Origin of the sequence: Chengkuizengella marina (assembly GCF_009910845.1) — a bacterium.
Taxonomy (GTDB): domain Bacteria; phylum Bacillota; class Bacilli; order Paenibacillales; family KCTC-33759; genus Chengkuizengella; species Chengkuizengella marina.
The window spans coordinates 48,494-72,370 of record NZ_SIJB01000009.1 but is presented as its reverse complement, the minus strand read 5'-3'; the positions used below and the strand labels follow the sequence as shown (position 1 = coordinate 72,370).

The 23,877-nt window shown below is 31.0% G+C and carries 26 protein-coding genes; 8 read left to right on the top strand and 18 right to left on the bottom strand.

Going from position 1 to position 23,877, the window contains the following annotated elements; genetic code table 11:
* Nucleotides 1-26: 26 nt before the first annotated feature.
* Nucleotides 27-836, bottom strand: coding sequence for a hypothetical protein (locus ERL59_RS04155; RefSeq protein WP_160644831.1), 810 nt, complete (start codon nucleotides 834-836; stop codon nucleotides 27-29).
* Nucleotides 837-1,211: 375 nt separating this feature from the next.
* Here ERL59_RS04155 and ERL59_RS04150 point away from each other — a divergent pair, with 375 nt between their 5' ends.
* Nucleotides 1,212-2,417: a stalk domain-containing protein gene (locus ERL59_RS04150; RefSeq protein ID WP_160644829.1), complete on the top strand. Its 1,206-nt coding sequence runs from the start codon at nucleotides 1,212-1,214 to the stop codon at nucleotides 2,415-2,417.
* A 1,186-nt stretch (nucleotides 2,418-3,603) separates the two neighbouring features.
* Here the strand turns inward: ERL59_RS04150 and ERL59_RS04145 are convergent.
* Both ERL59_RS04145 and ERL59_RS04140 read right to left on the bottom strand, forming a co-directional pair.
* Complete coding sequence (locus ERL59_RS04145; protein ID WP_160644827.1) at nucleotides 3,604-4,116, bottom strand: hypothetical protein; 513 nt, start codon at nucleotides 4,114-4,116, stop codon at nucleotides 3,604-3,606.
* 361 nt (nucleotides 4,117-4,477) lie between these two features.
* A complete protein-coding gene (locus tag ERL59_RS04140) occupies nucleotides 4,478-5,380 on the bottom strand; it encodes a DUF4179 domain-containing protein (protein WP_235929789.1) in 903 nt (300 codons plus the stop codon).
* A 140-nt stretch (nucleotides 5,381-5,520) separates the two neighbouring features.
* On the opposite strand from ERL59_RS04140, the gene ERL59_RS04135 reads away from it, so the two are divergent.
* On the top strand, nucleotides 5,521-5,715 hold the full coding sequence (locus tag ERL59_RS04135) for a hypothetical protein (protein ID WP_160644823.1): 195 nt from the start codon (nucleotides 5,521-5,523) through the stop codon (nucleotides 5,713-5,715).
* A gap of 67 nt (nucleotides 5,716-5,782) precedes the next feature.
* Here ERL59_RS04135 and ERL59_RS04130 read toward each other — a convergent pair whose 3' ends face one another.
* From ERL59_RS04130 to ERL59_RS04100, 7 genes are all read right to left on the bottom strand, one after another.
* Nucleotides 5,783-6,079, bottom strand: a complete 297-nt coding sequence (locus tag ERL59_RS04130; RefSeq protein WP_160644803.1) for a VOC family protein — start codon at nucleotides 6,077-6,079, stop codon at nucleotides 5,783-5,785.
* 246 nt (nucleotides 6,080-6,325) lie between these two features.
* Nucleotides 6,326-7,066, bottom strand: a complete 741-nt coding sequence (locus ERL59_RS04125) for an amidohydrolase family protein (protein WP_160644801.1) — start codon at nucleotides 7,064-7,066, stop codon at nucleotides 6,326-6,328.
* A 184-nt stretch (nucleotides 7,067-7,250) separates the two neighbouring features.
* The gene (locus ERL59_RS04120) at nucleotides 7,251-8,018 is read right to left on the bottom strand and encodes a phosphotransferase (RefSeq protein ID WP_160644799.1); all 768 of its coding nucleotides are present in this window, start codon (nucleotides 8,016-8,018) and stop codon (nucleotides 7,251-7,253) included.
* Nucleotides 8,019-8,166: 148 nt separating this feature from the next.
* Nucleotides 8,167-9,084, bottom strand: coding sequence for a matrixin family metalloprotease (locus ERL59_RS04115; RefSeq protein ID WP_160644796.1), 918 nt, complete (start codon nucleotides 9,082-9,084; stop codon nucleotides 8,167-8,169).
* Between the two features lie 87 nt (nucleotides 9,085-9,171).
* Entirely contained in the window at nucleotides 9,172-9,774 is a 603-nt protein-coding gene (locus ERL59_RS04110) for a hypothetical protein (RefSeq protein WP_160644794.1), read from the bottom strand.
* Nucleotides 9,775-9,910: 136 nt separating this feature from the next.
* A complete protein-coding gene (locus ERL59_RS04105) occupies nucleotides 9,911-10,138 on the bottom strand; it encodes a helix-turn-helix domain-containing protein (protein WP_160644792.1) in 228 nt (75 codons plus the stop codon).
* Nucleotides 10,087-10,449, bottom strand: coding sequence for a sigma factor-like helix-turn-helix DNA-binding protein (locus ERL59_RS04100; RefSeq protein WP_160644790.1), 363 nt, complete (start codon nucleotides 10,447-10,449; stop codon nucleotides 10,087-10,089). The genes ERL59_RS04105 and ERL59_RS04100 overlap by 52 nt, the downstream gene beginning before the upstream one ends.
* 237 nt (nucleotides 10,450-10,686) lie before the next feature.
* On the opposite strand from ERL59_RS04100, the gene ERL59_RS04095 reads away from it, so the two are divergent.
* From ERL59_RS04095 to ERL59_RS04085, 3 genes are read left to right on the top strand one after another with little or no spacing between them, the layout of a single operon-like run.
* Entirely contained in the window at nucleotides 10,687-11,058 is a 372-nt protein-coding gene (locus tag ERL59_RS04095; RefSeq protein ID WP_160644788.1) for a hypothetical protein, read from the top strand.
* A gap of 16 nt (nucleotides 11,059-11,074) precedes the next feature.
* A complete protein-coding gene (locus ERL59_RS04090) occupies nucleotides 11,075-11,320 on the top strand; it encodes a hypothetical protein (RefSeq protein ID WP_160644786.1) in 246 nt (81 codons plus the stop codon).
* Nucleotides 11,321-11,339: 19 nt separating this feature from the next.
* The gene (locus tag ERL59_RS04085; protein WP_160644783.1) at nucleotides 11,340-12,173 is read left to right on the top strand and encodes an N-acetylmuramoyl-L-alanine amidase; all 834 of its coding nucleotides are present in this window, start codon (nucleotides 11,340-11,342) and stop codon (nucleotides 12,171-12,173) included.
* Nucleotides 12,174-12,237: 64 nt separating this feature from the next.
* On the opposite strand, the gene ERL59_RS04080 is transcribed toward ERL59_RS04085, so the two are convergent.
* The 6 genes from ERL59_RS04080 to ERL59_RS04060 all read right to left on the bottom strand — a co-directional run bounded on the left by ERL59_RS04080 (nucleotide 12,238) and on the right by ERL59_RS04060 (nucleotide 16,582).
* The gene (locus ERL59_RS04080; protein WP_160644781.1) at nucleotides 12,238-13,464 is read right to left on the bottom strand and encodes a sugar efflux transporter; all 1,227 of its coding nucleotides are present in this window, start codon (nucleotides 13,462-13,464) and stop codon (nucleotides 12,238-12,240) included.
* Nucleotides 13,465-13,659: 195 nt separating this feature from the next.
* Nucleotides 13,660-14,355 (bottom strand): permease prefix domain 1-containing protein, encoded by a 696-nt coding sequence (locus ERL59_RS04075; RefSeq protein ID WP_160644779.1) that lies wholly within the window; start codon nucleotides 14,353-14,355, stop codon nucleotides 13,660-13,662.
* A gap of 1 nt (nucleotide 14,356) precedes the next feature.
* Nucleotides 14,357-14,692 carry a PadR family transcriptional regulator gene (locus tag ERL59_RS04070; RefSeq protein ID WP_160644777.1) on the bottom strand — a complete coding sequence of 112 codons (336 nt, stop codon included), beginning with the start codon at nucleotides 14,690-14,692 and terminating at the stop codon, nucleotides 14,357-14,359.
* A gap of 311 nt (nucleotides 14,693-15,003) precedes the next feature.
* On the bottom strand, nucleotides 15,004-15,669 hold the full coding sequence (locus tag ERL59_RS04065) for an S-layer homology domain-containing protein (protein ID WP_160644775.1): 666 nt from the start codon (nucleotides 15,667-15,669) through the stop codon (nucleotides 15,004-15,006).
* Nucleotides 15,670-15,962: 293 nt separating this feature from the next.
* Nucleotides 15,963-16,046: a putative holin-like toxin gene (locus ERL59_RS21545; protein ID WP_371320215.1), complete on the bottom strand. Its 84-nt coding sequence runs from the start codon at nucleotides 16,044-16,046 to the stop codon at nucleotides 15,963-15,965.
* 98 nt (nucleotides 16,047-16,144) lie between these two features.
* Nucleotides 16,145-16,582, bottom strand: coding sequence for a hypothetical protein (locus tag ERL59_RS04060; RefSeq protein WP_160644773.1), 438 nt, complete (start codon nucleotides 16,580-16,582; stop codon nucleotides 16,145-16,147).
* A 504-nt stretch (nucleotides 16,583-17,086) separates the two neighbouring features.
* Between ERL59_RS04060 and ERL59_RS04055 the strand changes: the two genes are divergently transcribed.
* Nucleotides 17,087-18,013: a manganese-dependent inorganic pyrophosphatase gene (locus tag ERL59_RS04055; protein WP_160644771.1), complete on the top strand. Its 927-nt coding sequence runs from the start codon at nucleotides 17,087-17,089 to the stop codon at nucleotides 18,011-18,013.
* 101 nt (nucleotides 18,014-18,114) lie between these two features.
* On the opposite strand, the gene ERL59_RS04050 is transcribed toward ERL59_RS04055, so the two are convergent.
* Entirely contained in the window at nucleotides 18,115-19,377 is a 1,263-nt protein-coding gene (locus ERL59_RS04050) for an MFS transporter (RefSeq protein ID WP_160644769.1), read from the bottom strand.
* A 351-nt stretch (nucleotides 19,378-19,728) separates the two neighbouring features.
* Between ERL59_RS04050 and ERL59_RS04045 the strand changes: the two genes are divergently transcribed.
* Nucleotides 19,729-21,525, top strand: coding sequence for a cation:proton antiporter (locus ERL59_RS04045; RefSeq protein ID WP_160644767.1), 1,797 nt, complete (start codon nucleotides 19,729-19,731; stop codon nucleotides 21,523-21,525).
* A 208-nt stretch (nucleotides 21,526-21,733) separates the two neighbouring features.
* On the top strand, nucleotides 21,734-22,615 hold the full coding sequence (locus ERL59_RS04040) for a helix-turn-helix domain-containing protein (RefSeq protein ID WP_160644765.1): 882 nt from the start codon (nucleotides 21,734-21,736) through the stop codon (nucleotides 22,613-22,615).
* A gap of 66 nt (nucleotides 22,616-22,681) precedes the next feature.
* Here the strand turns inward: ERL59_RS04040 and ERL59_RS04035 are convergent, their stop codons facing one another.
* Nucleotides 22,682-23,872 carry an aminotransferase class I/II-fold pyridoxal phosphate-dependent enzyme gene (locus tag ERL59_RS04035; RefSeq protein ID WP_328699900.1) on the bottom strand — a complete coding sequence of 397 codons (1,191 nt, stop codon included), beginning with the start codon at nucleotides 23,870-23,872 and terminating at the stop codon, nucleotides 22,682-22,684.
* Nucleotides 23,873-23,877 lie beyond the last annotated feature (5 nt).

Here is a 23,877-nt window from a genome sequence, read left to right as displayed (position 1 = left end):
TATAAAACTATTCAAAAATATACTTTTTATTGTATAGTATCATCTTCCCCATCTGTTTGATCATTTTCAATATTCTCATTATTATAATCCTCTATTATTTCGTTGTTAAAATTAACAATTAAACCTTTTCTTCTTTGGTCAACAACGTTTTGAGCCTTTTTTTCCGCAGAGGAATTGAATAAGTAATTATATTTTTCTAATTTACTAAAATAATAAACATTTTCATGTCCAACAATATATTCTACATCATCAATCCTACCAACGGCAACCAACTCATATTTTACACCGTTATAAAAAAATTCACTTTCTTTATTAACCTTAAAATCAAATCCTATATAATAGAATTGAACATGGTCATACAATGAAAAATCAATCTCATTAAAATAAGGTTCTATTTCTAAGGTATGTGTTTCAGCTAGTCTTTTTGCTTCATAAATATCAATTGAATCTACTGAAAGAATACCTGTACGATTTTCAATTTGATATGTACTTGGAAAGCCTTCATAGTATTTTTGAATCACGGGAGAATATGATTGTACAAATGAATCCCATTCTTTATTATTTATAGCATCCATAAATTTATAAATAACATTGGTTAATTTATCTGTTGACGTTATTATTGAATTAGAAGTTTCCGCCTTTTCCTCTGTGGTGTTAGGTTCAGTTTGTGAGATTGGTGTAGATTGACTTGTATCTGCATCTAGAATCTTTAAATTTTCTTCAACGTCTAAACTTAATTCTGGGCTGTTTTCTTGCTCAGATACCGACACCTCATTACAACCAATCAAAAGCATTAAAGCTAAGGTAATAATTATTATTCTTGTGTAAATTCTCATGTGTCCTCCTCGAATAACAACATTATCTGTTTTATATTTTGTATTTAACTTTTCTTTATATCTCAGGTATATTATATACATTTGATTAAAGTAGTTCCATAAATAGTAAATACATAAAAACTGAGAAAAAATAGTTGATTAGTAAACTAAAATAGAATTCAAAATAACATCCTCAGTAAACGGATGAGGGTTTCAAGTTGGAATGGATATTCAATCTTCCACAATATGGCCAATTGTAGAATATAAGATTGATCGATTTTTAAAATCACAGCACTAACAAAATATAACATACATTATTTACATGTGGTCAGACCTCGTAAAATTTTATATAATTGACAGATTACATATACAACAAAATAACAGGAGGAGTTAAAGTTGAGAAAAAGAACCATGTTTTCAATATTATTTATTTTGTCTTTTTTATTCTCGGCGACAGCAATAGCGTCTGAAGAAACAAAGATAGATGTATGGATTGATGGAGAACAATTACAATTTGAAGAAGAACCTTTTATTGATAATAATACAACACTAGTTCCATTTAGAGTGTTGTTTAATGATTTAGGATTAAAAGTAAAGTGGGATCAGGAAACGAAGACTATAACAGGTGTAAATGAAGAATTGACGGTAGAGTTAACATTGAATAGCAATCTAGCAAAAGTAAACGGAGAATCTCTTGAGATGTTAGTTGTACCGCAATTAGTTAATAATCGTACTTTTGTTCCTTTACGATTTGTAGGGGAATCAACAGGAGCTAATGTACAATGGGATGGTGCAAGTAAAACGATATCTATTACAAGCCCTGAACCAAAGGTAAATGATGAAGAATTGATAATGGAATTGTTTGATCAATATGAGGCATTTTATAATGATAGAGATTTAGAAATTTTAAGCTTGTTTGAAAAACAAATAAAAGAAGAATGGGTAGAAGATTCATTTGAAAATGAATTTGAGTATACTAGTAATCAAATTGAGGTTAAAAATTTAGAAATTTTGAGTATTGAAGATAATGAAGCCTATGTGTATGTTGAGGAAACATATGAAAGAATTGATGGACCGTTTTCTTTAGACTATAAGTATGAAATAGTGTATTCATTGGCAAGACATAAGAATGACAAATGGCTTATTAATGACCTTGAATTTACATCATTTGATTATATTAATTTAGATGAACTGAAAAATTCAGACGTAGATATTTCTGAAAAAGATGAAAAAGAAATCATTGCTACTTTTGAAAAATACTTAGATGCATTTAAGGAAGAAAGTTATTCTAAATTAAAATCTACTTTACATGAAGATAATGTAGCACTATCTGATTCTGGGTGGTTAGAAGATTTCTTCAAAGAATTTCTGTTTGCTGAGTATGATTACACAACTGTTGAATTGGAAGAAGCATATGTCGTATATGCTGATGGAGATGAGGCAGTTCTATATGTATCTTATAGTACGGAATCAATCTATTTAGAAACAGAAGAAGTTGATAATGAAAGTTACGAGGAGTTGGTTACTTTTAAGAAAGCAAGTAATGGAAAGTGGAAAATATTAAGCTTTAATATATTAGATTATAATATTGAATTTGAATAAATATATAAGATGTGCTTTTTTGAATACTAAAAATAATAAACTAGCAGTATTAAAATTTGGATTTATATTTGCAATTGCTTTTTCAATGATTTTATCACCAATGCATGTTTTAGCAGAAGAAGATTAAAGAGACAATAGCCTGAATGTATGCTCCCTATACTAACATTCCTTCTGTTTCGACTATGGATATGGATGGCTTACACAAGGAAATAATGTTGAACATGCTGGGTACTTACCAGGATATTTAGCGAATATTTATCGTGAGCTTGATTCAGAACTTGTCATTATTATTTTAAGCAATAATCAATACATAGGAGGAAACATGATCTCGAGTTTTACAAATACGCTTACTAACATTGTCAAAGGTGAATAAATAACAAGGAGTAGATAAAGAAATGACGCTGGTAACCGGGGTCATTTTTTTAAATCCAATTGTAAAAAGATAGAAATATAGAGCATTCCAATAAAATGCAATAATCAGATTATAACAGATCTCTTACTCAACAATCTGGCCCAATCATAAATAAAGTGCATCTCTTATTAGAAAATTCGCCATTTTGTGGAAGATAAACATACTACTCTACTAAATAGAGTTTAAACTACAGTCAGTCCCAGAACCAACAGAAGGAATAGATTCATTGATTTCATAAATCAATATGTCAAATAGTTCATCGTTAGTGTAAAACAATAATCACACTCCAGTTTCTGGGAATTTTACAATAATTAATAAAATAATTATTTAATCATATAATCGTTTATTTTAGAGATTTTTTTAATTCCTCAGTTTTTTCCCATTGCTCAACTACATTGAATTTACCTAAAGAACCCTCCACATCTATAAAGAACTGATTGTCTCTATCATCTACGCCTCTATATAATGGTTTGGTTTGTTTCTTTCTAAGGATATAATTTTACTTTTCTGGGTGTTTAGTACCTTTATATTGCTCTTTTTTTCTATTTTAATGTAAATCAATTCTATTTCCATAGGTGTTTTAAAATGTTATGCTTTTGAAGCAATTATTAAATGTATTGTCTCATTATATCCGATACAAAGCCCATACATAGTTCCTTTCAAAAAAGAGCCCCATTTCTGAGACTCTGTCTATACTTTAATTATTTTAAATTTCAATAATATTAATGTCTTTGATTATTTCCTCTTTAAGTTATTCCTTACTGATATACTAAATTAATCAATATAAATATTGAAGTTTATGGGAATTTCATATTGTTCATCAGATTGTGAAAATTCAGATATTGCCGATATTTTATATGCTCCAGAAGGCAAGGAGATGTTTTCAATATTTTCAACTTCTTCATTTCCGTATATATTCATTGAAATCGGAATATCTTTTTTAAGGGTAGTTGATTCTATACTTAAAAGTAAAAGAGGTTCAAATACAACATCTCCGTTACTTTTATAAACATTAAATCTGATTAATTTATCAGCATGGTGAATAGTGATAGAATCATTACTGCCAACATATTTGAGACTTGCCACTATGTTTAACACCTCATCACTTTTATATTCACATTTTTGAGAATAAATTTGCATCTCAAATTCATTAACTGTTTCTTTTAAGTATATTTCATCATCAGAGTTTCCCTCACAACTATTACTATTGAAATTTATCAAGAAAAGTACACTTAAAAATAAACATAATAGAATAAGTATGAGTATGATATAATTAATTTTCCCCATTTTAGAACTCCATTTTTTGTACTCAGCAAGGGATAATTAAATAGTACTTTAATATTGCGTCGTTATTATTGTATCATAAGATGAAGTATCAGTTGTAATATTTAATTCTTCTTCAAGATTAGTAATATATGAAATTGCAGCTATACCATTTCCCTCAGCTACGACAATTCCATAAATAGTACAAAATCTCCACAGCTAGTTCCACACCAGTAATATACTGGAGAACCACTATCCCCTTGTGTCACAGGTCCATTATCATTATCTATAATTCTTTGGTTTTTCAGCCACTTATTACAGAGTTGTTATCTGTACAGTTTCCATGTGCGCCCAACATGGGTGAACATGAAAAAGATAGTAATTATTAATAATCACTTAAATCAATAATGATATCTTCTAACAATATCCCCCTTCTTGTATTAGATTGTGTTTGCGATGATTCTACATTTTTATTTAATAAGGTTATATAAGGTGTTATAATCAGTTTTGTTGCTTTTTCATTAATCTTTTCAATATTTCTACCATAACCTATATTATTTTTGAGAACTTTATCAGGATTATCTACGCCTAAATTATAAATATGCTCTAAGTCATCTTTCATTTTAAAATCAACATAAATTTGATTCCATTTTGTTATTACCTCATCAGAATAACTTAGATCGTAATAAATAAGAAAGGAATCGGGCATCTCTGATAGTTTCTCAACATTCAATTTCACACCATTTTGTTCTGAATAATTATTCACTATTTTCACTTTGCTGTCTGTTGCCTTTAGAGTAAAAGCAAACTCCCAATCCCCTTTTATTGTCTCCGGCACTTCTGTCACTTGAATAAAGAAACTCTCAATGCTCCATTTTATATTTACTGAATCTTCTTCAATTTGATTAAAATTAGTAACTTTAAAAATATAATTATTCTTATCAATTCTCGACATCTCCAAACTTTTTGATTTTCCATTTACCCATAGTTTATCAGCTATGATAGGGTCACCTAGCTCCTGATTGCTTTGAATAGAAACGGAAAATGCTGCGGTTTGTCCATCAAAAATTGCATCATTTATAGTAATTTTAATACCCTTACTATCTTCTGTCATATCTATTTCGCTTGAGTAATCCGTATAAATATCAAAGTGAGCCGTTCCAGAATAAGCTGGGAACATTAAACTTAAAGTTACAATAGATAAACTGAGTATGAAGGAACCGATAACAACTCTCTTTTTCATATATTTTCCCCTTTTAACTGGAATTTCAGAATGCATTGTATACATCACTTTCAATCAATCACCTCCATTTACTGAAAATTACAATATATTAGACGCAATATGTATTGATTTTGTTTCTATATTTTGTAAATTTATAAATGTAGTTTGAAGTCGTCATGCATTCTCTTGACTTCAGTCATGAGATAGTGGCGTCATATTATGTAAAAATAGTCAAAAATCGATTAGCAAAATGGATAGATTATGCACGTTTTAGGGAAGACGACCGCGGTGCGTGCTACTATTCTAATGATTATGATCGTGGATTAAGACAACAAGAAGTTGTCAGGGCACTTGTAGATGGAATTATGTCCGTGGAAGTGTTACAAAAATCGATCTGTTAGATATTATCTCCGTACTCTTTTTTTTCTAAGGCTCCATACTTCTTTCCACCGCATTCGATTAACTTATTCAAAACTTGTTCAACGTATCCACTAAAAATGCAATATGTCCAAATCCTTGTTGATTAATATTTGAAGGATGCCTCTTAGGGCTTTCTTGAATATATTGAAAAATCTCTAAAGTTGGTCCAGGTTCGTACCCCGGTAAGGTTAAATGGATACCTTTAATACTAACATTGTCTATCCATTTGCCTGATAGGTCTCTTTCGGGATATACAGGCTTACAATCAAAGACCTTAACATAAAAATCAGACAATCTTCGCCAGTCTTTAGCAACAATGTTTGTATGTGCATATTTAATTGACACCTAAATCTCCTACCTTTCTTAAAAAATAGCACTGCTTTAACATATAATCTTAATAGATAAAATTTTCTTTTTCCAATTTTCTCTTTTTATAACATATATAGTCTAAATCAGTTATTTCTGGTTGACCTATTTTTAATATGATTCATATATGCCATGCCGATACAAGGTTTTCCCTTGGTAAGTTTAGCCATCTAATTTTACATTGGAATTTTAATTAAAAAGTCCACTTTATAAAACTTTTCACAGTTATTTCAAATACCATTTTTGTGCATTTTTAAATAAAACTTTAGCCTGTTTTTCTTCAAGATTATTAATGATTATATCCACATCAGTGTCATGGAAAGGTCTTTTTGCCCTAGTTGATGGTAAGTCGGTTCCAAACATAAGTGCATCAGGGTTCAATGAATAAATACTTTGAATTGCTTCAATTGGCTTAAAATCAATTCTTCCAAAACCAGTAGCCTTTATTTTAATTCCTTTATCCACAAATGATAAAAGGTCATTAAATCCACTTTTTGATAAACCGAGATGATCTATAGAAACAGCGGGAAGGTTTTCAATTATGGTTTTTATCTCTAATAGTTGATTTGAATTAATATATAATTCTGTATGCCAATTAACTAACTCATAAACTCTTCTTGCAAAATAGTCTAAACGAGAAATGTCTTCTGAACCTCCCCGATTTACATTAAATCGAAGTGCTCTCACACCAATGTCATTTAGTCTAAGGATTTCATCATCTGTTGTGTTAAAAGGCAACTGGGTAACTCCGACAAAATTTTCCCCAAGAGTGTTTAAAGCATCTACTAAATAGGTTTGATCAAAACCTTGAAAAGAGCCTGAAACAATTGCCCCACCTACTACATTTAATTTATCAACTTTTTTCAAGTAATCTTTGCTAGAAAAATAATCAGGAATATAGCCTTGATTTGGACTTATAGGAAACCTTTTATCAATAATATGTAAATGTGAATCAAAAATTTTCATCAATACTCCCCCATTTTTTCACAGTATTTCCATCTACTTTTCACTCCAAGTCGTTATAGCCTCCTAGTAGAATAACCTGTTAAAAATTATATCAATTAATTGACTCTTATCTTCAATTAAAAAAAGAAACTTAGTATAAGTTCCTTTAAATAATCTTTGACATGGTATATGTAAATAAATCTTTTCAGGATTTGATACCTTGGGTTATCTCCTCCTCATTTCTTCTTAGATAGTCTATATCTGTCTGATATAGTTGAAGATGACCTTCTTCTATATGTAATTGAAAATCTTTGTTACCATTACTTGCTTCAGATTGCATAAAGTTCATTAGATTCTTTAATCGTTTTATTAGTATGCCGATTAATGAGTTTCTACTTTCAGAGTCTACTCCATAAGTATCCAGAAATAGCTTTGTCTTTCTTATTTGTTCCTTTAAGTTACCATGGGAATCAAACGGTACCCACCGGTAAATAGCATAGCTAATATCCCACATTTTCGATCCTGGGTGTAAAGTATCAAAATCGATTATACCAGCAGCTTCATTGTTTACAATAGTAACGTTATAAGGTGCAAAATCTCCATGACACATTACTTCAATAGGATAAGATGCAGATAACATCCACTGCTCATCATTCGTAAGTCTTGATACATATCTCTCACTAAACTTATGAAACTTTAATAATAATTTTGAAGAGGAAACGATCATTGAGTCTGTTAAAAGCTTATCAGGCAATGGATAATGAAAAACATCACCAGGCATAAAGGAGAGTATTTCCTCTTCTTTTTCATTTATACCATATGGTTTTGGAACAAAATCAGCACCTTCTTCATGAAGAAATTGTAAAAAACAATGTACATTCTTTGTCCACTTATTAGAGGGTCTAACCACAGTTTCTTCTACTTTATGAATTTTCCCGATTCTACCACCTGTAAGTTCTTCTTTATTGTTCATTTATACCTCTCTTACTTTATATTTACTTGAGTACTGGAAATTCACAACCTTTATTTTACCATAAACAATCCTGACTCAAACTAATTATCAAATTTAAATAATAAAATTGCCAGAAACACTTATCATATTTCTGGCAACTTGATATTTTTTACTTCTTATGACAACTAAACCTTCTATATAATTCCATCATACTAAACGTTTTCTTTGATTTGAGATGAATATATTCACTATCCTGATTTAATAGATAAATACTCTCATCTTCATTTAACGGATAAAACTCGTCTGAACATTGTCTAAGGAAAATAAATACTTTGTCCCCTTCAATTAAATGGGTTGTTTCATCATTTTTCACTACTTTACATTCATCTTCCCCACCCATTTGGTGTACATGGATTTCTTTGTTTTTTAAACACTGATCTCCTTTAAATATAGAATCTATTTTGATTTTTGCTACAGTATAATAATCGTGTAAATGTTTTCCTTTTTTAACCGTACCAATCTCTCTAATCACTTCTCCTTCAACAATAAGATCTGCATCATTTAAAAGAGATTGAGCATTGCTGTAGTCATTTGCCCAACTAGAGTGAGAACTAACCAATTGCTTTTCAGTAATTGATAAATTAGAATCAGGGTATAAACTGTCTACTGCAATAATATCATCATCCTGTGGAGTAAGATAATTTCTACCAGGAGTATTAGGATACATAACGGAAGGAGTTGAATCATTATGAGCTAATCCTATCGCATGACCAAACTCATGTGTAGATATACCGTTAATCGTGTTATCATCATAAGATGAAGTATATGCAGTATTGAGAAAACATTCATTACTTATAACCACTCCATCAGAATCTCTATAAGTAGTATGAGTAATTCCATCCCAATCAACTTCTGCATTATCAACTTCACCTGCAGTAAAACTAGCATTATTGACTTCACTTAAATTCACATTTGTTACTGCATTCCATCTCTTCGCTGCTTCTATCCAATATTGACTTGAATCTCCCCCGGTACTATACTCTATATCTTTAGTCGCATATTTCCATCCTGCTAATGGTGTTGCCATAAAAAACGTCCCCCTTATAATGAAGTTATATCTATAGGTGTTAAAAACTGGGATTCCATTTTCAGAATCCCAATTCTAATATTAGAATTATATTTCTATGAAGTGCCCTGTGGATCCATTATATCTAACAGAGATGGAGTCAATTTCCCCACCGAATTCTGCCGTATAAATATTACTAGAAATTGTAGATAACACTAGTCCGTCCATTACGTTCGATTGCAGTAAAATCTTGACTTTTTCAAATGGTGTAAAAATACCATTTTGTCCTGCAAGTACAGTAGAAGCGTTAATAGGTGCCCCAACTGTTTTATTTCCATTTGCTACAACATCTTGTGCTAAACCAAATGTAAGATTGTCAGTAGTTGTATTATTTACTTGATATGAACCCTTGCTTGTTTTCTCACCTTTGTTATTTTCAAAGATTCCACTTCCAAAGTCATATACAGATCTTTCCTCTGCATTTTTTTCAGACAATTTATCAATTGTTGCTCCATTTTGAATTTGTGTCTTTGAACAATAAACATTATAATTTTCTTCCCAACTCACTGTGTTATATTCAAATGGATCAAACGTAACCCAAGCAACTGAGCCATTACCTGGAGATTCCTTAATTAGTACCACTTTCTGAGAAGCACTATAAATATTTTTCAAATCATTGTCTGCAAATTCAATCTTCAAATTATATTCCATATTTCCATTTCTCCTTTTTCATTATTTTATCGAGACATAAGGGATATACAGCATATCGGTCTATCCCAAACCAACTATGCTTTATTTCTGCCTCTATTAATAACTGTAAAATTGCTAACATTTTAACAACCAGATTTTAATTTTTTTTAGGTTCTTCCAGAATTAGAGATAAAAATTCCGTAATTAATGCTTGATTTGCATCCTCTCTTGGCATTGGAATATACTTTATTAACTTTAAAATATCTTCTTCAAATAATTGCAGTATCTCGTTCATACTTTCTTTATCACCTGTTTTTGCTTTTTCTACTAATGTTAAAAAGTAGCGATCTTCTGACGTATGGTTTGAATTGCCTTCTTTTTGCATTTATTCACCGCCTGTTGGCTTATATTTAATTCTTTTGCCAGTTCAAGTTCAGTAAAACCATCAATATATATTTTTTGTAAAATGTACTTTTCTTTATTTGAAGATAGAAGAGATAACAAATCTAAGAGATAATACTTCGAAACCATATCTTGCAAGAAACTTTGTGTTGTATATACATATTCATCAAACTCTACCAAACATTCTTTTTTTCTGCGCACTTTTGCAGCATATTGTATCCTCCAAGCCATCCTTTTTAATAAAATTCGATAAGTATCCATCGCTCCTATTGTTTCTTCAATTTCCAAACTCATTTCGCCATCACCTCCAATCCAGAAAATAGCTTTCAATAATATAGGTAAATTGAAGGTTCTACTCACAACAAAAAATGAGATATTTTGTAATATTTTATATAAAAATATAAAAAAAGCCATTAAATAAACGATTTATTTCATAATGTGGTTTATATTTCCAGTTTTTATTTTTTCAAAGGGTTGTATTTTAGTTATTTTTATTTATCTATTTATCACAGCACTAAGGAGTGTGATGAAATGAGTGAAGAAGAAAGGAAAGAAATTGAAATATTAAAAACACGAATGGAAGGAGTGGATAAGAGATTTGAAACGGTGGATCGAAATATGGAGGAGATGTGGTTAAAAATCGATCTAAATCGAGAAGGGCAAATTAAAACACAAACTGTGCTTGAGGAAATAAGAAAAGATATTACATCAATGGGAATAAACATTGCAAAAATCAATTATCAAATGACTAAAGATAGCAAGAAAATGTTTGAAAAAATATCAGATCATAATCATCACACAAATATAAAATGGGAACAATTTCTAGTTAGATCTGCTTGGATTTTAACCGGTATGATACTATCCATTTTTATGTTACTAATTAAAAATTCTTTAGGTTATTAAAGGAGGTGAAATGGATATGAATCATTTATTTGACAAAGTTTTTTCAGTAAATGAAATGAGAATAAGTGTTTTAGTAATCATCTTCTTCATCACATCTGTTTTTGCTCTAACGATGTATGTAACTGATAAAGATATTACAGATAACTTGTTAACATTTCTAATTACATTAACTTGTGCAATTGCTGGAATAAACGTTATGAATATGACCAAAGATTCCTTCACTATTTTTAAAGAAAAAACTGAAAAAACAAAAGCTAAATGATATTTAAGGAAGAAAAGAAGTGATTTTCTTGACAATTAAAATTGCTCTGGATGCAGGTCACGGCTCAGATACTTATGAAAAAACAGGTGGTAGAGGAATTAAATTTGATGGGGGGACATTTGAAGAACATGAATTCAACGCAACCGTGGTTAAATATGCACAACAATTTCTAGAATCCAATGGATTTGAAGTACTCTTAACCCAACCATTATTTGATAGAGAAGTGCCATTGATTGATCGAACAAATCTTGCAAATAAAGAGAAAGTGGATCTATTAATTAGCATTCATGCAAATGCTGGTGTCCCTAATGCAAATGGAGCATGTGCCTTTTATTGGCATAATTCAAATAAAGGCAGGAGGTTGGCAAAAATATGGGCTAATAAAATGAAGGAAAGTCCTGTTGAACTACATGGGACAGGGATACATGCATCCAAGCCAAACTCGTGGTCTGATTTCCATATGTTACGTGAAACAAATATGACAGCCATTCTCTGTGAACATGGATTTTTCACAAATCATCATAATGTAAAGTATATTCTTTCTGATGAATTTCGAAGAACTTGTGCCTTAATTTTGGCTGAAAGCCTTTGTGAATTTTTCAATATAACAATTAAAAAAACTAAAGTATCAATTACGAAAAAACAAGTTCAATTACCATCCATTCAACGAAAAGTAAATGGATTATTGAATGGAGAGTCTATAGTAATAGATTCTTATTTAATCAATAATGTAACCTATGTACCTTTAAGATTTTTAACAGAGGCATTTGGAACAAAGCTAGAATGGGATCAGAGTAAATTCCAATATAACATTATACAAATATCACTTAGTCGTAACCATTCGAAATGGTAAATTTATTCCCATAAATTAAAAAGAGCATCATAAACCACAAGTGTCATGGAATATGATGCTTTTTTTATACAAGCTTTCTTCGTCTCTGAAATACAAAACTTTTATCTTTTCTAAACAACAATAAGACACCAAATGCAATGGCCATAAAAATCATACATAGAATAACAACCTCTCTATAACCAAAATACTCAGATACAAAACCAAATAATAAAAATCCTAACGTACTTCCGATTTTTGAAGTGTTCATATAAAGAGTTGTTGCTGTCCCTGGTTCATCAGGAATAAAATCTTGAAAATAACTGATTGCAATCCCATTTGTGATTGAGATGTAAGCTGCACTTAAAAATTGAATGACATAAATCTGCCAAGGTGCCTCGACAAACATTAAAATTGAGAAATATATGGTTGCTATAAAAACACCTAATTTGATTAGAACACTACTATCTATTCTTGCTGCCAATAATCCAAACCCCAGCATAAATGGAATTTCAAAAATGGGTGGTATACTGAATGCTAAGCCTACGTTGGCTTCCGTTCCATTTAGTACCTTTGTAATGAATTGTGGCATATTCATCATGTTCACCGTGTTGGCTGAGGCAATCAGTATAAATGCAAACAAGTTTGCAAAAATATAGGGACGTATGATAAATTTCTTTAAATTTACGGGTGCTTTCGGCTTTGAAGCTTGTGGATCATGTTGTTTTAAAAATTTAATAATGAAAAAGAAGATTAGCAAATATCCAGATGCAGCTACTAAAAATAATCCTGTAAAATCGTATCGCAGCAAAACGAATGCGGCTAAGGCTGGACCCACTGTCCATGATAATGCAAAAAACATTCTAAATAAGTTCATTGCATACGGCATTTCTTTTGATGGTAATTTGGCACGATCTACCGCTTCTCTAGCATATGCAAATACTTGTGGGAAACCTGAGGAAGCAATCCCTATAAAAAAAGAAGCAATAAACAATAATAATAAATAATTACGAACGTAAGCATATAATACATACGCAATAAACGCTGAAATCGTTACCACTAATAAAATGCTTTTCCGACTATAACGTCCATCAGATAGTTTACCAATGTAAGTACTGATAAATATGCCTACAATAGCTGAAATCGTCATAAAAACCCCAAACGATATATTACTCATGCCTACTTCATCAATGCCAAACATCGAATTATATGGGAAAATAAATGATGCTGATATTCCGAACAAAATATTTAACAGGATTAATGATTTATATTCTGGTATCTTCAAAATCTTAGCCGTTTGCTCAATAAATTTCATGTAATGTGTCTCTCCTAGATGGTTTGTTTTTATAAAACAAAAAAATAATCCGTAAAGAAAACTCGCCGATTGGCGAGCCTCAAAGGTGAAGAAAGAGGGGTAACGGATTTATAATCTATCAGATGATTATATGTTAAATCAATTTCTTTTTCAATTGATCATATTTCCAGTTTGTCCATTTAAAAACAACCCGATTTAAACTTCCCTCTTAATTCGATATTTTTTCATGAAAATCCAAACCATAAGCAAAGACAAGAAAATACTTATACTTCCACTTAATATACCTATGCTAAGATATGTGTATTTCGTCATCCATATATCTACAGCCCAATATCCATTACTGAAATCCTTACCATCTTTTATCAAGTAATTTGTAAACCAAGTTCCATCCTTAATACCATAATCAATAGGGCGATTCCATTCTTCTGTAATGAATTCTACACTCATTTCATATATACTTGCATTACTTTTCACAAATGTAGTTATAAATTGTTCTGTCTCTTCTGAAATCTCTGAATTCGTGCCTAATTTCTTAAATATTTGATTTGCAAAGTTCTGTCTCTCTGTTGTATTATTCCAATCCATCATTAAAAATATCACACTCAAAACAGTACCAAGCAACAAAATAACCACAGCCGATTTTATGATTTTATTTTCTAGTTTTTTCTTTGCTGTTGTGAGTTTTAAGATGATCGAACTTACTTCCCTTTCTCCTCCAAACCGTTCAATAGCCATATTTATTGCTTCTTGTTCAGCGTATCCTTCCTCTTTCAACTCATGTACTGCTTCTATTAGATGAGATCTCATCTCTTCTTTTAATTCCTTTGTTTCTTGTATGTTTCCATTTGTCTCTTTATATATGGAATTTATATATTGATCTATTTGTTTCATGTTAATTTCCTCCTTCCAAAAATGCATCCATCATCGTTTTTACAAATTTCCATTCCGTTCTTTTCAATTCTAGCCCTTCTTCTCCTTGCGGTGTCAATTTATAATATTTTCTGCGTCCGCCTGGTCCTTGTTCATCGCTCCAATACGATTCAATCCATTTATTTTTCTCTAATCGTTTTAAAGATAAGTATAATGTTCCTTCTTTTAATTCAAACTGATTGTCACTTTTTTCACGCACCATTTTAGCTAATTCATAACCATACATATCTCTAAGAGATAACATGGAGAGGATTAATGTGTCTATATGCCCTTTGAGTACCTCTTTATTGATTTCCATCCTATCACCTCCTGAAAATATAATATTATATATTACTCTATAATGCAAGGTATTATGATAAAAAAATACTTTACTAAATAAAAAAGAGGCTCTATGAGCCCCTTAGTATAACAATGAAATGGTTAACAAATTAAATAGTACCAAAGGAAGAATAAAACCTCCTCCGAAATATTGTCTGGTGCGATGTTGATTAGAATGAACCCTTAAGTATAAGTTTTCTATTTATGTAAGTAATATAGTTAGGACTAATTCTTGTTGTATTTATCCATTGATCCACATTTGCATAGTCTGGATTTGGATTTATATCCCCATCATTCACCACCAGTTGAACCACTGTTTATATCATGGTCAATAAATTTTAGTAACATCACAACTGCTTCAGATCTTGAAGCTTGATTTAAAGGTTTGTATGTTTTATCTGGATACCCAGTGAGAATTCCTAAATCTGTAACAAATGCTACATAAGGTACATCTTTATTGAATACATTTTTAGCATCTTTAAACCTTAATTTTCCTTGATCGTATGAAGCATAGGTATCAAAAATTTCTTTATATTCATCTTCTATAATCAAAGCTCTAGCAATCATTTTTGTTATTTCTAACCGAGTAATTGGTATATTAGGTTGAAATTTGCTTCCATATTCTAATTTCTCTATGATTCCAACTTTCTCTGCTCCACCGATTATGCCGTTTGCCCATCTTGCATCATCTACATCACTGAATGGATTCTTTAATTCATCAATCCCTACGATTCTAGTTAATATAGCTGTAAACTCTGCTCTTGTAATTTGACCTTCTGGTTTAAAAGAACCGTTTGGATAACCACTTATATGACCTTTCCCTACCATTCTCTCAATAGATGACTCAGCCCAATGCCCTTTTGTATCTGAAAAATTTGAAGTACCTGCAACTACACTTGTAGATATAACTGAAAATACTAATGTAATTACCAAGAAATATTTAGTGAAATTTTTCATATAATATCCCCTTTTATAATTTATGCTTTATATGTATATCGTGACTTAATTTTAAATTAATATAAGTATTTATGAATCAAGTAGCTAATTTTTTAATGTTACGTTTTTGCTTATACTACTCACTTTTATAAAGTTTAAAAATAGTGTATAATATGATTAAAAGATTTATATAATATTAAGGAAACTGCTGGTGCTGTAACACCAAACGGTTTCATACAATAGCCGTTAATAAACGGTAGGAAAATGTTTCTATTATGAAATAGACCGCTATCCTTGGCATAAAGATGGGCGGCCTATTTCTTATGGTTAAACGACAGTATCGCTACAATCAGTATTCCAAACATAATCATAATTGAAATACTCTGATAAACTGTCATCGGCATCACCTCCTTCTCTGGAGGATTTGCCTACCGCCCTTTCCAACTATTGTACTTCTCTAGTATAACATTAGATTATATTAATAGTACTATTTTAGTTAATATTTTACATGAATGACTTTTACCACTCCGTTATAGGCTAAAATATTTGCATTTGCACCCAATACAATCATATCTAAGCTTCTATCAGAAACAACTCCTACTTGAACTTTAGTATGTTCATTTATATAATAGGTTTGTTTCTGATCCTCTCCATTTTGAATGACAATATTATCATTAGTCCTCTCAATAATTTGTCCTGAAAATATCGCAGTTTCTTCATATGATTTTCCAATTTGATCTTCCGTTCCTATCAAAACAAAGAGAGGAATCATTCCATCTGTTTGTCGTATAATATCGTTCATAATTTCAGGATCTTGCTCATTTGAGCGAACTATTACAACGATATCTGTATTATTACTAATTGTTTCAGAAACGTTGTAACGAGAGTCAAACATTTTTCTAATCCATTCATTGGATTGTACAAAAATCTCCATTTATTTCTTCCTTTCTTATTTTTATCTGCACTTTTCATAAATTTTTACAAATATAAACATGGTTTAAGGAAATGATATAATGAAATAAATAGGACTTTATTCTTATTTTTTTATACATCTATTATCCTTTGATTTTATTTTTTCCATATATTATTATAGAGTTGTCCACATTCTCTTTCTCCTTTAGAGAATGTGCGATAAAACTAATTTATTTACCTTTTGGTAAATATGTTTATGGGCTAATTGCAATTGGGGAAGTGCGGTGAAAAGAGGATGTTAAAAGTCCTCTTTTCATTTAGTTATTAAAGAGTATCATAACTTTATTACACATATTACATGCAACATTTTGACAGTAATATTAATTGTCATCTTTTTCTTAAAACATTTTTTATAAAACCCACTATTCTACTCAGGATTTATGATAAAATGTATATTTAGTGAGGATAACTTAGGAATAAGTGTTTCTACAAGAATTTGTTCAATGAACATAGAAGGAGAATAGAAATGGAAAAAGTATTAATTTTCGGACACAAAAATCCAGATACAGATACGATCTGTTCTGCAATCGTTTATGCTGATTTAAAAAAAGAAATTGGAATGGACGCTGAAGCTGTTCGTTTAGGTGAAGTAAGTGGAGAAACTCAATACGCTTTAGATCAGTTTAAGGTTGAAGCTCCTCGATTAGTAAAAACAGTTGCAAATGAAGTAAAAAATGTCATATTAGTTGACCATAATGAATTTCAACAAAGTGCAGAGGATATCAAAGATGTTCGTATATTAGAAGTCATTGATCATCATCGTATTTCAAACTTTGAAACAAGCGATCCCCTATATTACAGAGCTGAACCTGTAGGTTGTACCGCAACGATTTTAAATAAACTATATAAAGAACATGGAGTTGCAATTAAGAAAGAAATTGCTGGATTAATGTTATCTGCAATCATCTCTGACTCCCTATTATTTAAATCTCCAACATGTACAGACCAAGATGTAGCTGCTGCTCGTGAATTAGCAGAAATCGCTGGCGTAAATGCTGAAGAATATGGTTTAAATATGTTAAAAGCTGGTGCAGATTTAAGTGGAAAAAGCATTAATGAAATGATCACACTTGATGCAAAAGAATTCAGTATGGGAGATTCCAAAGTTGAAATCGCTCAAGTGAACACAGTAGATACTGAAGACGTTCTTAATCGTCAGCAAGAATTAGAAGAGGCCATTACACAGGTTATTGCTGAAAAAGAGTTAGACTTGTTTGTTTTTGCTGTAACAGACATCTTAACTAACAATTCCACTGCATTAGCACTAGGTAAAAAAGCAAGTGCAGTTGAAAAAGCATTTAACGTTACTTTGAATAATAACACTGCTGTTCTTAAAGGGGTTGTTTCACGTAAGAAACAGGTTGTTCCAAATCTTACTGAAGCATTAGCTTAATAATGTAAAAAGTATATTATATCAAGAAGATCTATGTACTATATCGTGCATAGGTTTTTTTATTAAAAAAAACGAAATAACGTAGTAGCCGTGTGAATCCTTCAACCATGAATTTTAATTGATTCCTCTATGTACAAGTCTTTTTTTGATGGTAAGAAATTAAATATACACAAAATCACAGCTAGTAAAAGGATACACAAAGACCCTATAATAAACACTGGCTTAATAGAAAATATACTTGCTGAAAAACCTACTAAAAGAATAAACAAAATATTCAGAACTGCTTGTAGCAAACCATAAATACTACTGACTCTCCCCATCATATCTACATCAACATTTTTCTGATAAAAAGTTAAAAAACCTGTATTCGCAAATGAAATAAAGAATGCTAAGATAAAAAATCCAACTGCAGCAACAAACAATGTCGTTGAAAGTGAAAAAATAATATAACCCATTGAAAACAAAATTGTTCCAAATCCAATTAATACATTAATGGAGAAGTACTTCACTATAATCGAATTAAGTAATGCACCTATTAATACGCCCGCTCCTGCCACACTCACTAAGAATCCATATTCACTATCTGTTAAATATAGAACGTCTTTAGCAAAGACTGCTTCTTGTGCATCCAATGCCCCAGCAATTAAATGTGATCCATTATAAAGAAAGTAGATAGACATAATATAGAAAGCTTTCCTGCTAAAACTGTACACTTCATGCCAATCTTGACGAATCACGGACCAACTAATTTTAGTATGCGGTAATTTACCCTCTTTATCTTCTAATTTAGGCATAAAAAACATGATCAATCCAGAAATTAAGAAAGAGATAGCATTAAAATATATCGCTAAAATGGGAGTACCTATGAAAAACAATAATCCAGCAATTGTTGGACCAATTAGAAATGCACCTGAATACACTAAACTGTAAAGTGCATTAAACTTTTTTCTTTTTGCTTCTGGAATAAGTTTAGTAATATAAGTAAGCGAACTGGGTTCAAAGATTGAACTAGCCATATTAATAAAGAAAATAACAATATAGATTAGATACAGCAGCGATGTGGAAAAAGGGATAAACAAAAGAAGTATGAATCTAATAAAATCCATAGTAATCATAACATTTCTCTTGTTAAACCTATCTATAAAACTACCCGACCAAAAGTTTGTTAATACAGTAGCAATGGGTTTCATAATAAATATAGCAGCTACAGCTGCAGGCGAACCGGTCATATCATAGATTAATAAACTTAAGGCCACTAAATAAACCCAATCACCAATATAAGATATACCTATTCCAAATAATAGAATAATTGCGTATTTCACTTCTTCTAATTTATACTTACTTTTAAATTTACGTAATATCATAATAAATTCCTTATCTAATTTTTTTCTTATTAGCTATCGACAGATGGGAAAAATTTGAAATATAGAATACATACTATATCATTCTAGAGTCATCCTTAAAGTTCCTCCATAAAAAGAATATTATTATTAAACAGTATTTATAAATCCTTTATATCTTTCTATCATTTTTATATTTTATAGTAGTTATAATCTTTTTAGTTGTATAATCATTCAAAATATACCATAATAACGTTAGATATAAATCACTAACTATTAATTTGGAAATGATATTATAATATTCATTCATCATGAATGTTAATTATGGCTATCATAAGTATGTTGAGAAATATAGAAAGAAAAGGGATGGTTTGTTTGGAGCAATTCGTTTTATTTGGTATTGTAACCCTTATAGCACTAGGGATTACCTCACAGTGGTTAGCGTGGCGTTTTCAGTTACCAGCGATTGTTATTATGTCTATCGCAGGTTTGTTGATCGGACCTTTTTTAGGAATCTTAAACCCTGAGCAAGCATTAGGAGATTTTTATATTCCAGTCATTTCTTTAGCCGTAGCTCTCATCCTGTTTGAGGGAAGTTCTAGCTTGGATATTCGAGAATTAAGGGGTATATCTAAATCGGTAATAAGAATTGTGACTATAGGAGCATTTCTTGCATGGATTGGTGGCTCCTTAGCTGCTCATTACATAGCGGGGCTTCAATGGGAAACCTCTTTTGTAATCGGTGGATTGTTTATTGTCACTGGTCCAACAGTAATTATTCCTCTATTAAGACAGGCTAAACTAAAACCCCGAACAGCCGCTGTATTAAAGTGGGAAGGTATCATCGTAGACCCATTTGGTGCTCTGGTGGCATTATTTGCTTATCAAATTGTCAAGGTTATAACCAATGATGCTATAGGCATAAGTTATATATTTTCTTTCTTTCTAGGGGCAATATTTGCAGCTTTGTTAGGATATATCTTTGCACTTACAATCAGCATGATGATCGAAAAAGGAAAAATTCCTGAATATTTAAAAACGCCTATTATTTTATCATTTGTGCTGCTTTGCTTTGGTATTTCAGAAATGATGATGCATGAAACCGGTTTGTTAGCAGTAACCGTAATGGGACTAACCATTGCCCGTTTGAGTAAATATATATCCGCTTTGGGTGATATCCGACATTTTAATGAAGATATTTCTGTGTTACTTACGTCAACTATTTTCATTATGCTAACTGCATCCCTACCCATGTCAACCATTAAAGAAATATTTAGTTTACCTATCATTAGCTTCATCGTCATTATGTTGTTTCTAGTTAGACCTGCTTCCATTTGGATATCAACCATTGGCACAGAATTATCACTAGCTGAGAAAACTTTAATTGGTTGGATTGCTCCCAGAGGAATTGTTGCTTTAACCGTATCTGGTTATTTTGCTTCCATACTTACTGAAGATGGTTATTATTCAGATGCTAAGATTTTTACTACAATTACCTTTGCATTAGTTATTGTTACCGTATGTGCTCATGGTTTTTCCATTGGGTTCTTATCAAGAAAACTAGGACTAGCAAACAAACATTCACCAGGTGTATTATTGGTTGGATCTAGTAAATTTTCCATTGAACTAGCCGTATTTTTCAAGGAAAAAGGTATTCCTACATTAATTGTAGATCGAGTTTTTGATCATATCATTGAAGCTAAAAGTCGAGATGTTGATACTTACTATGGTGAAATTCTGTCTAAAAATACTCAATTCAATGTTGATATGAACTCCTACGAGTATATTCTGGCTCTAGATGATTCTGTACCATACAACGCTTTAATTCATAATATGTATTTGCCTATATTTGGACACCAAAATTGTTTGGCACTTACAATTAATACTGAAGAACATGTCATGGAACAGCTATATTCTCCAGCTATAAAATCTTACTTATTATTCGGTGAAAAAGAAAGCTACCAAGAATTGAATCGTAAAATTGAGAGTGGGTATACCTTTAAAAACATAGAAATGAAAGAAAATAAAATTATCAAACGGGAGGATAGATCTAATCTTGAGCTCAACATTTGTGTTATCAAAAAAAGTGGAAAAATAACCTTTGCTACTTTAAAAAAAGATCTAGTTGCTGAGGCAGGAGATCAGTTAGTCATATTAAGTAAAAATGAATAAAAGAAGGTAGTAATTTTAAATGTACCCTATAGGTAGACTCTTATTTAAGTGTCTATTCATAGGGTACATTTTACTTTGTATCTAACTCTTTTATTTAGAAGGACTAAATTATATAATAATTAAACAATACCTTTTAAATATTGTTAATCATTTTTCTTGCTCATTCAGATTATTATACTCATATATTTTGTTTTTGGAGGTTATAACCATGAAAAGTGAATCTATCAACATTGGTCAGAAAATAAAAGAGATCAGATTAAAAATGAATATAACTCAAAAACAAATGTGTGAAGGTATTTGTACACAAGCTAATCTAAGTCGTATAGAAAATGGATTATGTTTACCATCTAGTTATATTATTCAACAATTTTCTGAAAGACTAGGAATTGATACTTCTTATTTATTAACGAATAATCAGGAGTTACAGCAAGATTATATTGATGAGTTTTATACCGTAATCCGAAGGCATTTATCAAGTCGAGATTATGAGTCTGTGCTTAAAATGATTCAAAAAGAAGAGAAGAATCCGATCTTTTCTAAAATTAAACATCAACAGTATCTTCTGTTATATAAAGGACTTTGCATATTTTATTTACAAAAAAATTACAATAAAGCAATTCAATTTATTGATAATGCTCTTACCTTAAGAGATCCCAATGGATTTTATAATGAAGATGAAATCGAAATCCTTATATCTAAAGCCATGATATTATACGACCATGGTGATCCAAAAGCATCCATTTCTTTGTATAAAAAAATCATTACCATTATAAATGAAAAAAATGAATTAAATAACAAACTAATATATAACCGAGTATATTATAACTATACGAGAGTGCTAGTTGATGAAAAGCAATTTAAAGAAGGCCTAAAAATTTGCACAAGGGGAATCTCTTATTGTAAACGTTATTATAGTATGTATTATTTAGCAGACTTATATTTAAATAAAGCAACCATTCACTGGAATCTTAATGAAAAAGAGTTGTGCAGAAAGTCTTTATTAAAAGCTCGTGAAGTAAGTGATATTTTAGAAAACAAATTAATTTTTGATATCTGTCAAAAATATATCTCAGAGTTTTTCAGTTCATAGCTACTTGCAATTTGGATTATTTGAGAGGGATAAACTCCCTCACTCAATCCAATAGTATACCAATGGTTAGTCCAATTTCTGATATTTGTTCACAAACTTTCCGATCCGTTCCAAAGCCTCATTCAATTCACTTACTGAATTTGCATAGGAGCAACGAATAAATCCTTCCCCTCCTAGTCCAAATGCGTTTCCAGGTACTGCTGCTACCTTAAATTCCTCTAATAACTTTTCAGTAAATTGTTCAGAGGTCAGCCCTGTAGATTGGATGGAAGGAAATGCATAAAATGCTCCTTTCGGCTCATGACAGTCCAATCCCATTTCTCGAAACCCTCTAACAACTAAGCGACGTCGCTGGTTATAAGACTCTACCATTCGATCTTTCTCTTCCAACCCATTCGTTAATGCTTCAATACCCGCTTGTTGAGCCATTACAGGTGCACACATAATCGTATATTGATGTATTTTTAACATCGCTGCAATAAGATCTTGATGTCCACAAGCATATCCCAATCTCCAACCAGTCATTGCAAAAGCTTTAGAAAAACCACTAACAACAATCGTACGATCTTTCATACCGGGCATAGAAGCAAAGCTAATATGTTTTTGATCATAAGTTAATTCAGCATAAATCTCATCTGAAATGACAATTAAGTCATGTTCTTCTACAAGATTTACAATAGGTATCCAATCCTCATAAGTCATAATTCCACCAGTAGGATTACTTGGATAACACAATATTAATACCTTAGATTGAGCAGTAATTTGCTCAGCTAATGATTCCGCAGTTAATTTAAAGCTATCCTTTGCATAGGTTTCAATACCAACGGCTTTACCTCCTACAATAGAAGTAATCGGAGAATAAGACACATAACACGGTTCTGGAATAAGAATCTCATCTCCTGGTTGAACTAAAGCGCGGAGAGCCAAATCTATTGCCTCGCTTCCTCCTACTGTAATTAAAACTTCATTAGAAGGTTCATAATTCAATGCAAATTGTTTGTATAAATATGCAGAAATAGCCTCTCTTAATTCAGGCAATCCTGCATTCTGAGTATATGTTGTTTTCCCCTTTTCAAGTGAATATACACATGCCTCTCTTACATGCCAAGGAGTTACAAAATCAGGTTCTCCGACTCCTAAAGAAATGATATCCTTTCTTCCTGAAACTAAATCAAAAAACTTCCGTATACCTGAAGGAGGAATACCCTTTACTACAGGAGATATATAATCTGTCATTGATTTATTTGTTTTTAACATACCAC

Excerpts from the sequence above, each read along its gene's own strand:
- ERL59_RS04140 (WP_235929789.1), bottom strand. The coding sequence starts at position 5,380 with ATGTATACAATGCATTCTGAAATTCCAGTTAAAAGGGGAAAATATATG.
- ERL59_RS04075 (WP_160644779.1), bottom strand. The coding sequence starts at position 14,355 with ATGAAACAAATAGATCAATATATAAATTCCATATATAAAGAGACAAAT.
- ERL59_RS04050 (WP_160644769.1), bottom strand. The coding sequence starts at position 19,377 with ATGATATTACGTAAATTTAAAAGTAAGTATAAATTAGAAGAAGTGAAA.
- ERL59_RS04035 (WP_328699900.1), bottom strand. The coding sequence starts at position 23,872 with ATGTTAAAAACAAATAAATCAATGACAGATTATATATCTCCTGTAGTA.
- ERL59_RS04090 (WP_160644786.1), top strand. The coding sequence starts at position 11,075 with ATGAATCATTTATTTGACAAAGTTTTTTCAGTAAATGAAATGAGAATA.
- ERL59_RS04080 (WP_160644781.1), bottom strand. The coding sequence starts at position 13,464 with ATGAAATTTATTGAGCAAACGGCTAAGATTTTGAAGATACCAGAATAT.
- ERL59_RS04145 (WP_160644827.1), bottom strand. The coding sequence starts at position 4,116 with ATGGGGAAAATTAATTATATCATACTCATACTTATTCTATTATGTTTA.
- ERL59_RS04100 (WP_160644790.1), bottom strand. The coding sequence starts at position 10,449 with ATGAGTTTGGAAATTGAAGAAACAATAGGAGCGATGGATACTTATCGA.
- ERL59_RS04055 (WP_160644771.1), top strand. The coding sequence starts at position 17,087 with ATGGAAAAAGTATTAATTTTCGGACACAAAAATCCAGATACAGATACG.
- ERL59_RS04120 (WP_160644799.1), bottom strand. The coding sequence starts at position 8,018 with ATGAACAATAAAGAAGAACTTACAGGTGGTAGAATCGGGAAAATTCAT.
- ERL59_RS04115 (WP_160644796.1), bottom strand. The coding sequence starts at position 9,084 with ATGGCAACACCATTAGCAGGATGGAAATATGCGACTAAAGATATAGAG.
- ERL59_RS04125 (WP_160644801.1), bottom strand. The coding sequence starts at position 7,066 with ATGAAAATTTTTGATTCACATTTACATATTATTGATAAAAGGTTTCCT.
- ERL59_RS04155 (WP_160644831.1), bottom strand. The coding sequence starts at position 836 with ATGAGAATTTACACAAGAATAATAATTATTACCTTAGCTTTAATGCTT.
- ERL59_RS04105 (WP_160644792.1), bottom strand. The coding sequence starts at position 10,138 with ATGCAAAAAGAAGGCAATTCAAACCATACGTCAGAAGATCGCTACTTT.
- ERL59_RS04095 (WP_160644788.1), top strand. The coding sequence starts at position 10,687 with ATGAGTGAAGAAGAAAGGAAAGAAATTGAAATATTAAAAACACGAATG.
- ERL59_RS04110 (WP_160644794.1), bottom strand. The coding sequence starts at position 9,774 with ATGGAATATAATTTGAAGATTGAATTTGCAGACAATGATTTGAAAAAT.
- ERL59_RS21545 (WP_371320215.1), bottom strand. The coding sequence starts at position 16,046 with ATGACAGTTTATCAGAGTATTTCAATTATGATTATGTTTGGAATACTG.
- ERL59_RS04060 (WP_160644773.1), bottom strand. The coding sequence starts at position 16,582 with ATGGAGATTTTTGTACAATCCAATGAATGGATTAGAAAAATGTTTGAC.
- ERL59_RS04065 (WP_160644775.1), bottom strand. The coding sequence starts at position 15,669 with ATGAAAAATTTCACTAAATATTTCTTGGTAATTACATTAGTATTTTCA.
- ERL59_RS04070 (WP_160644777.1), bottom strand. The coding sequence starts at position 14,692 with ATGGAAATCAATAAAGAGGTACTCAAAGGGCATATAGACACATTAATC.
- ERL59_RS04040 (WP_160644765.1), top strand. The coding sequence starts at position 21,734 with ATGAAAAGTGAATCTATCAACATTGGTCAGAAAATAAAAGAGATCAGA.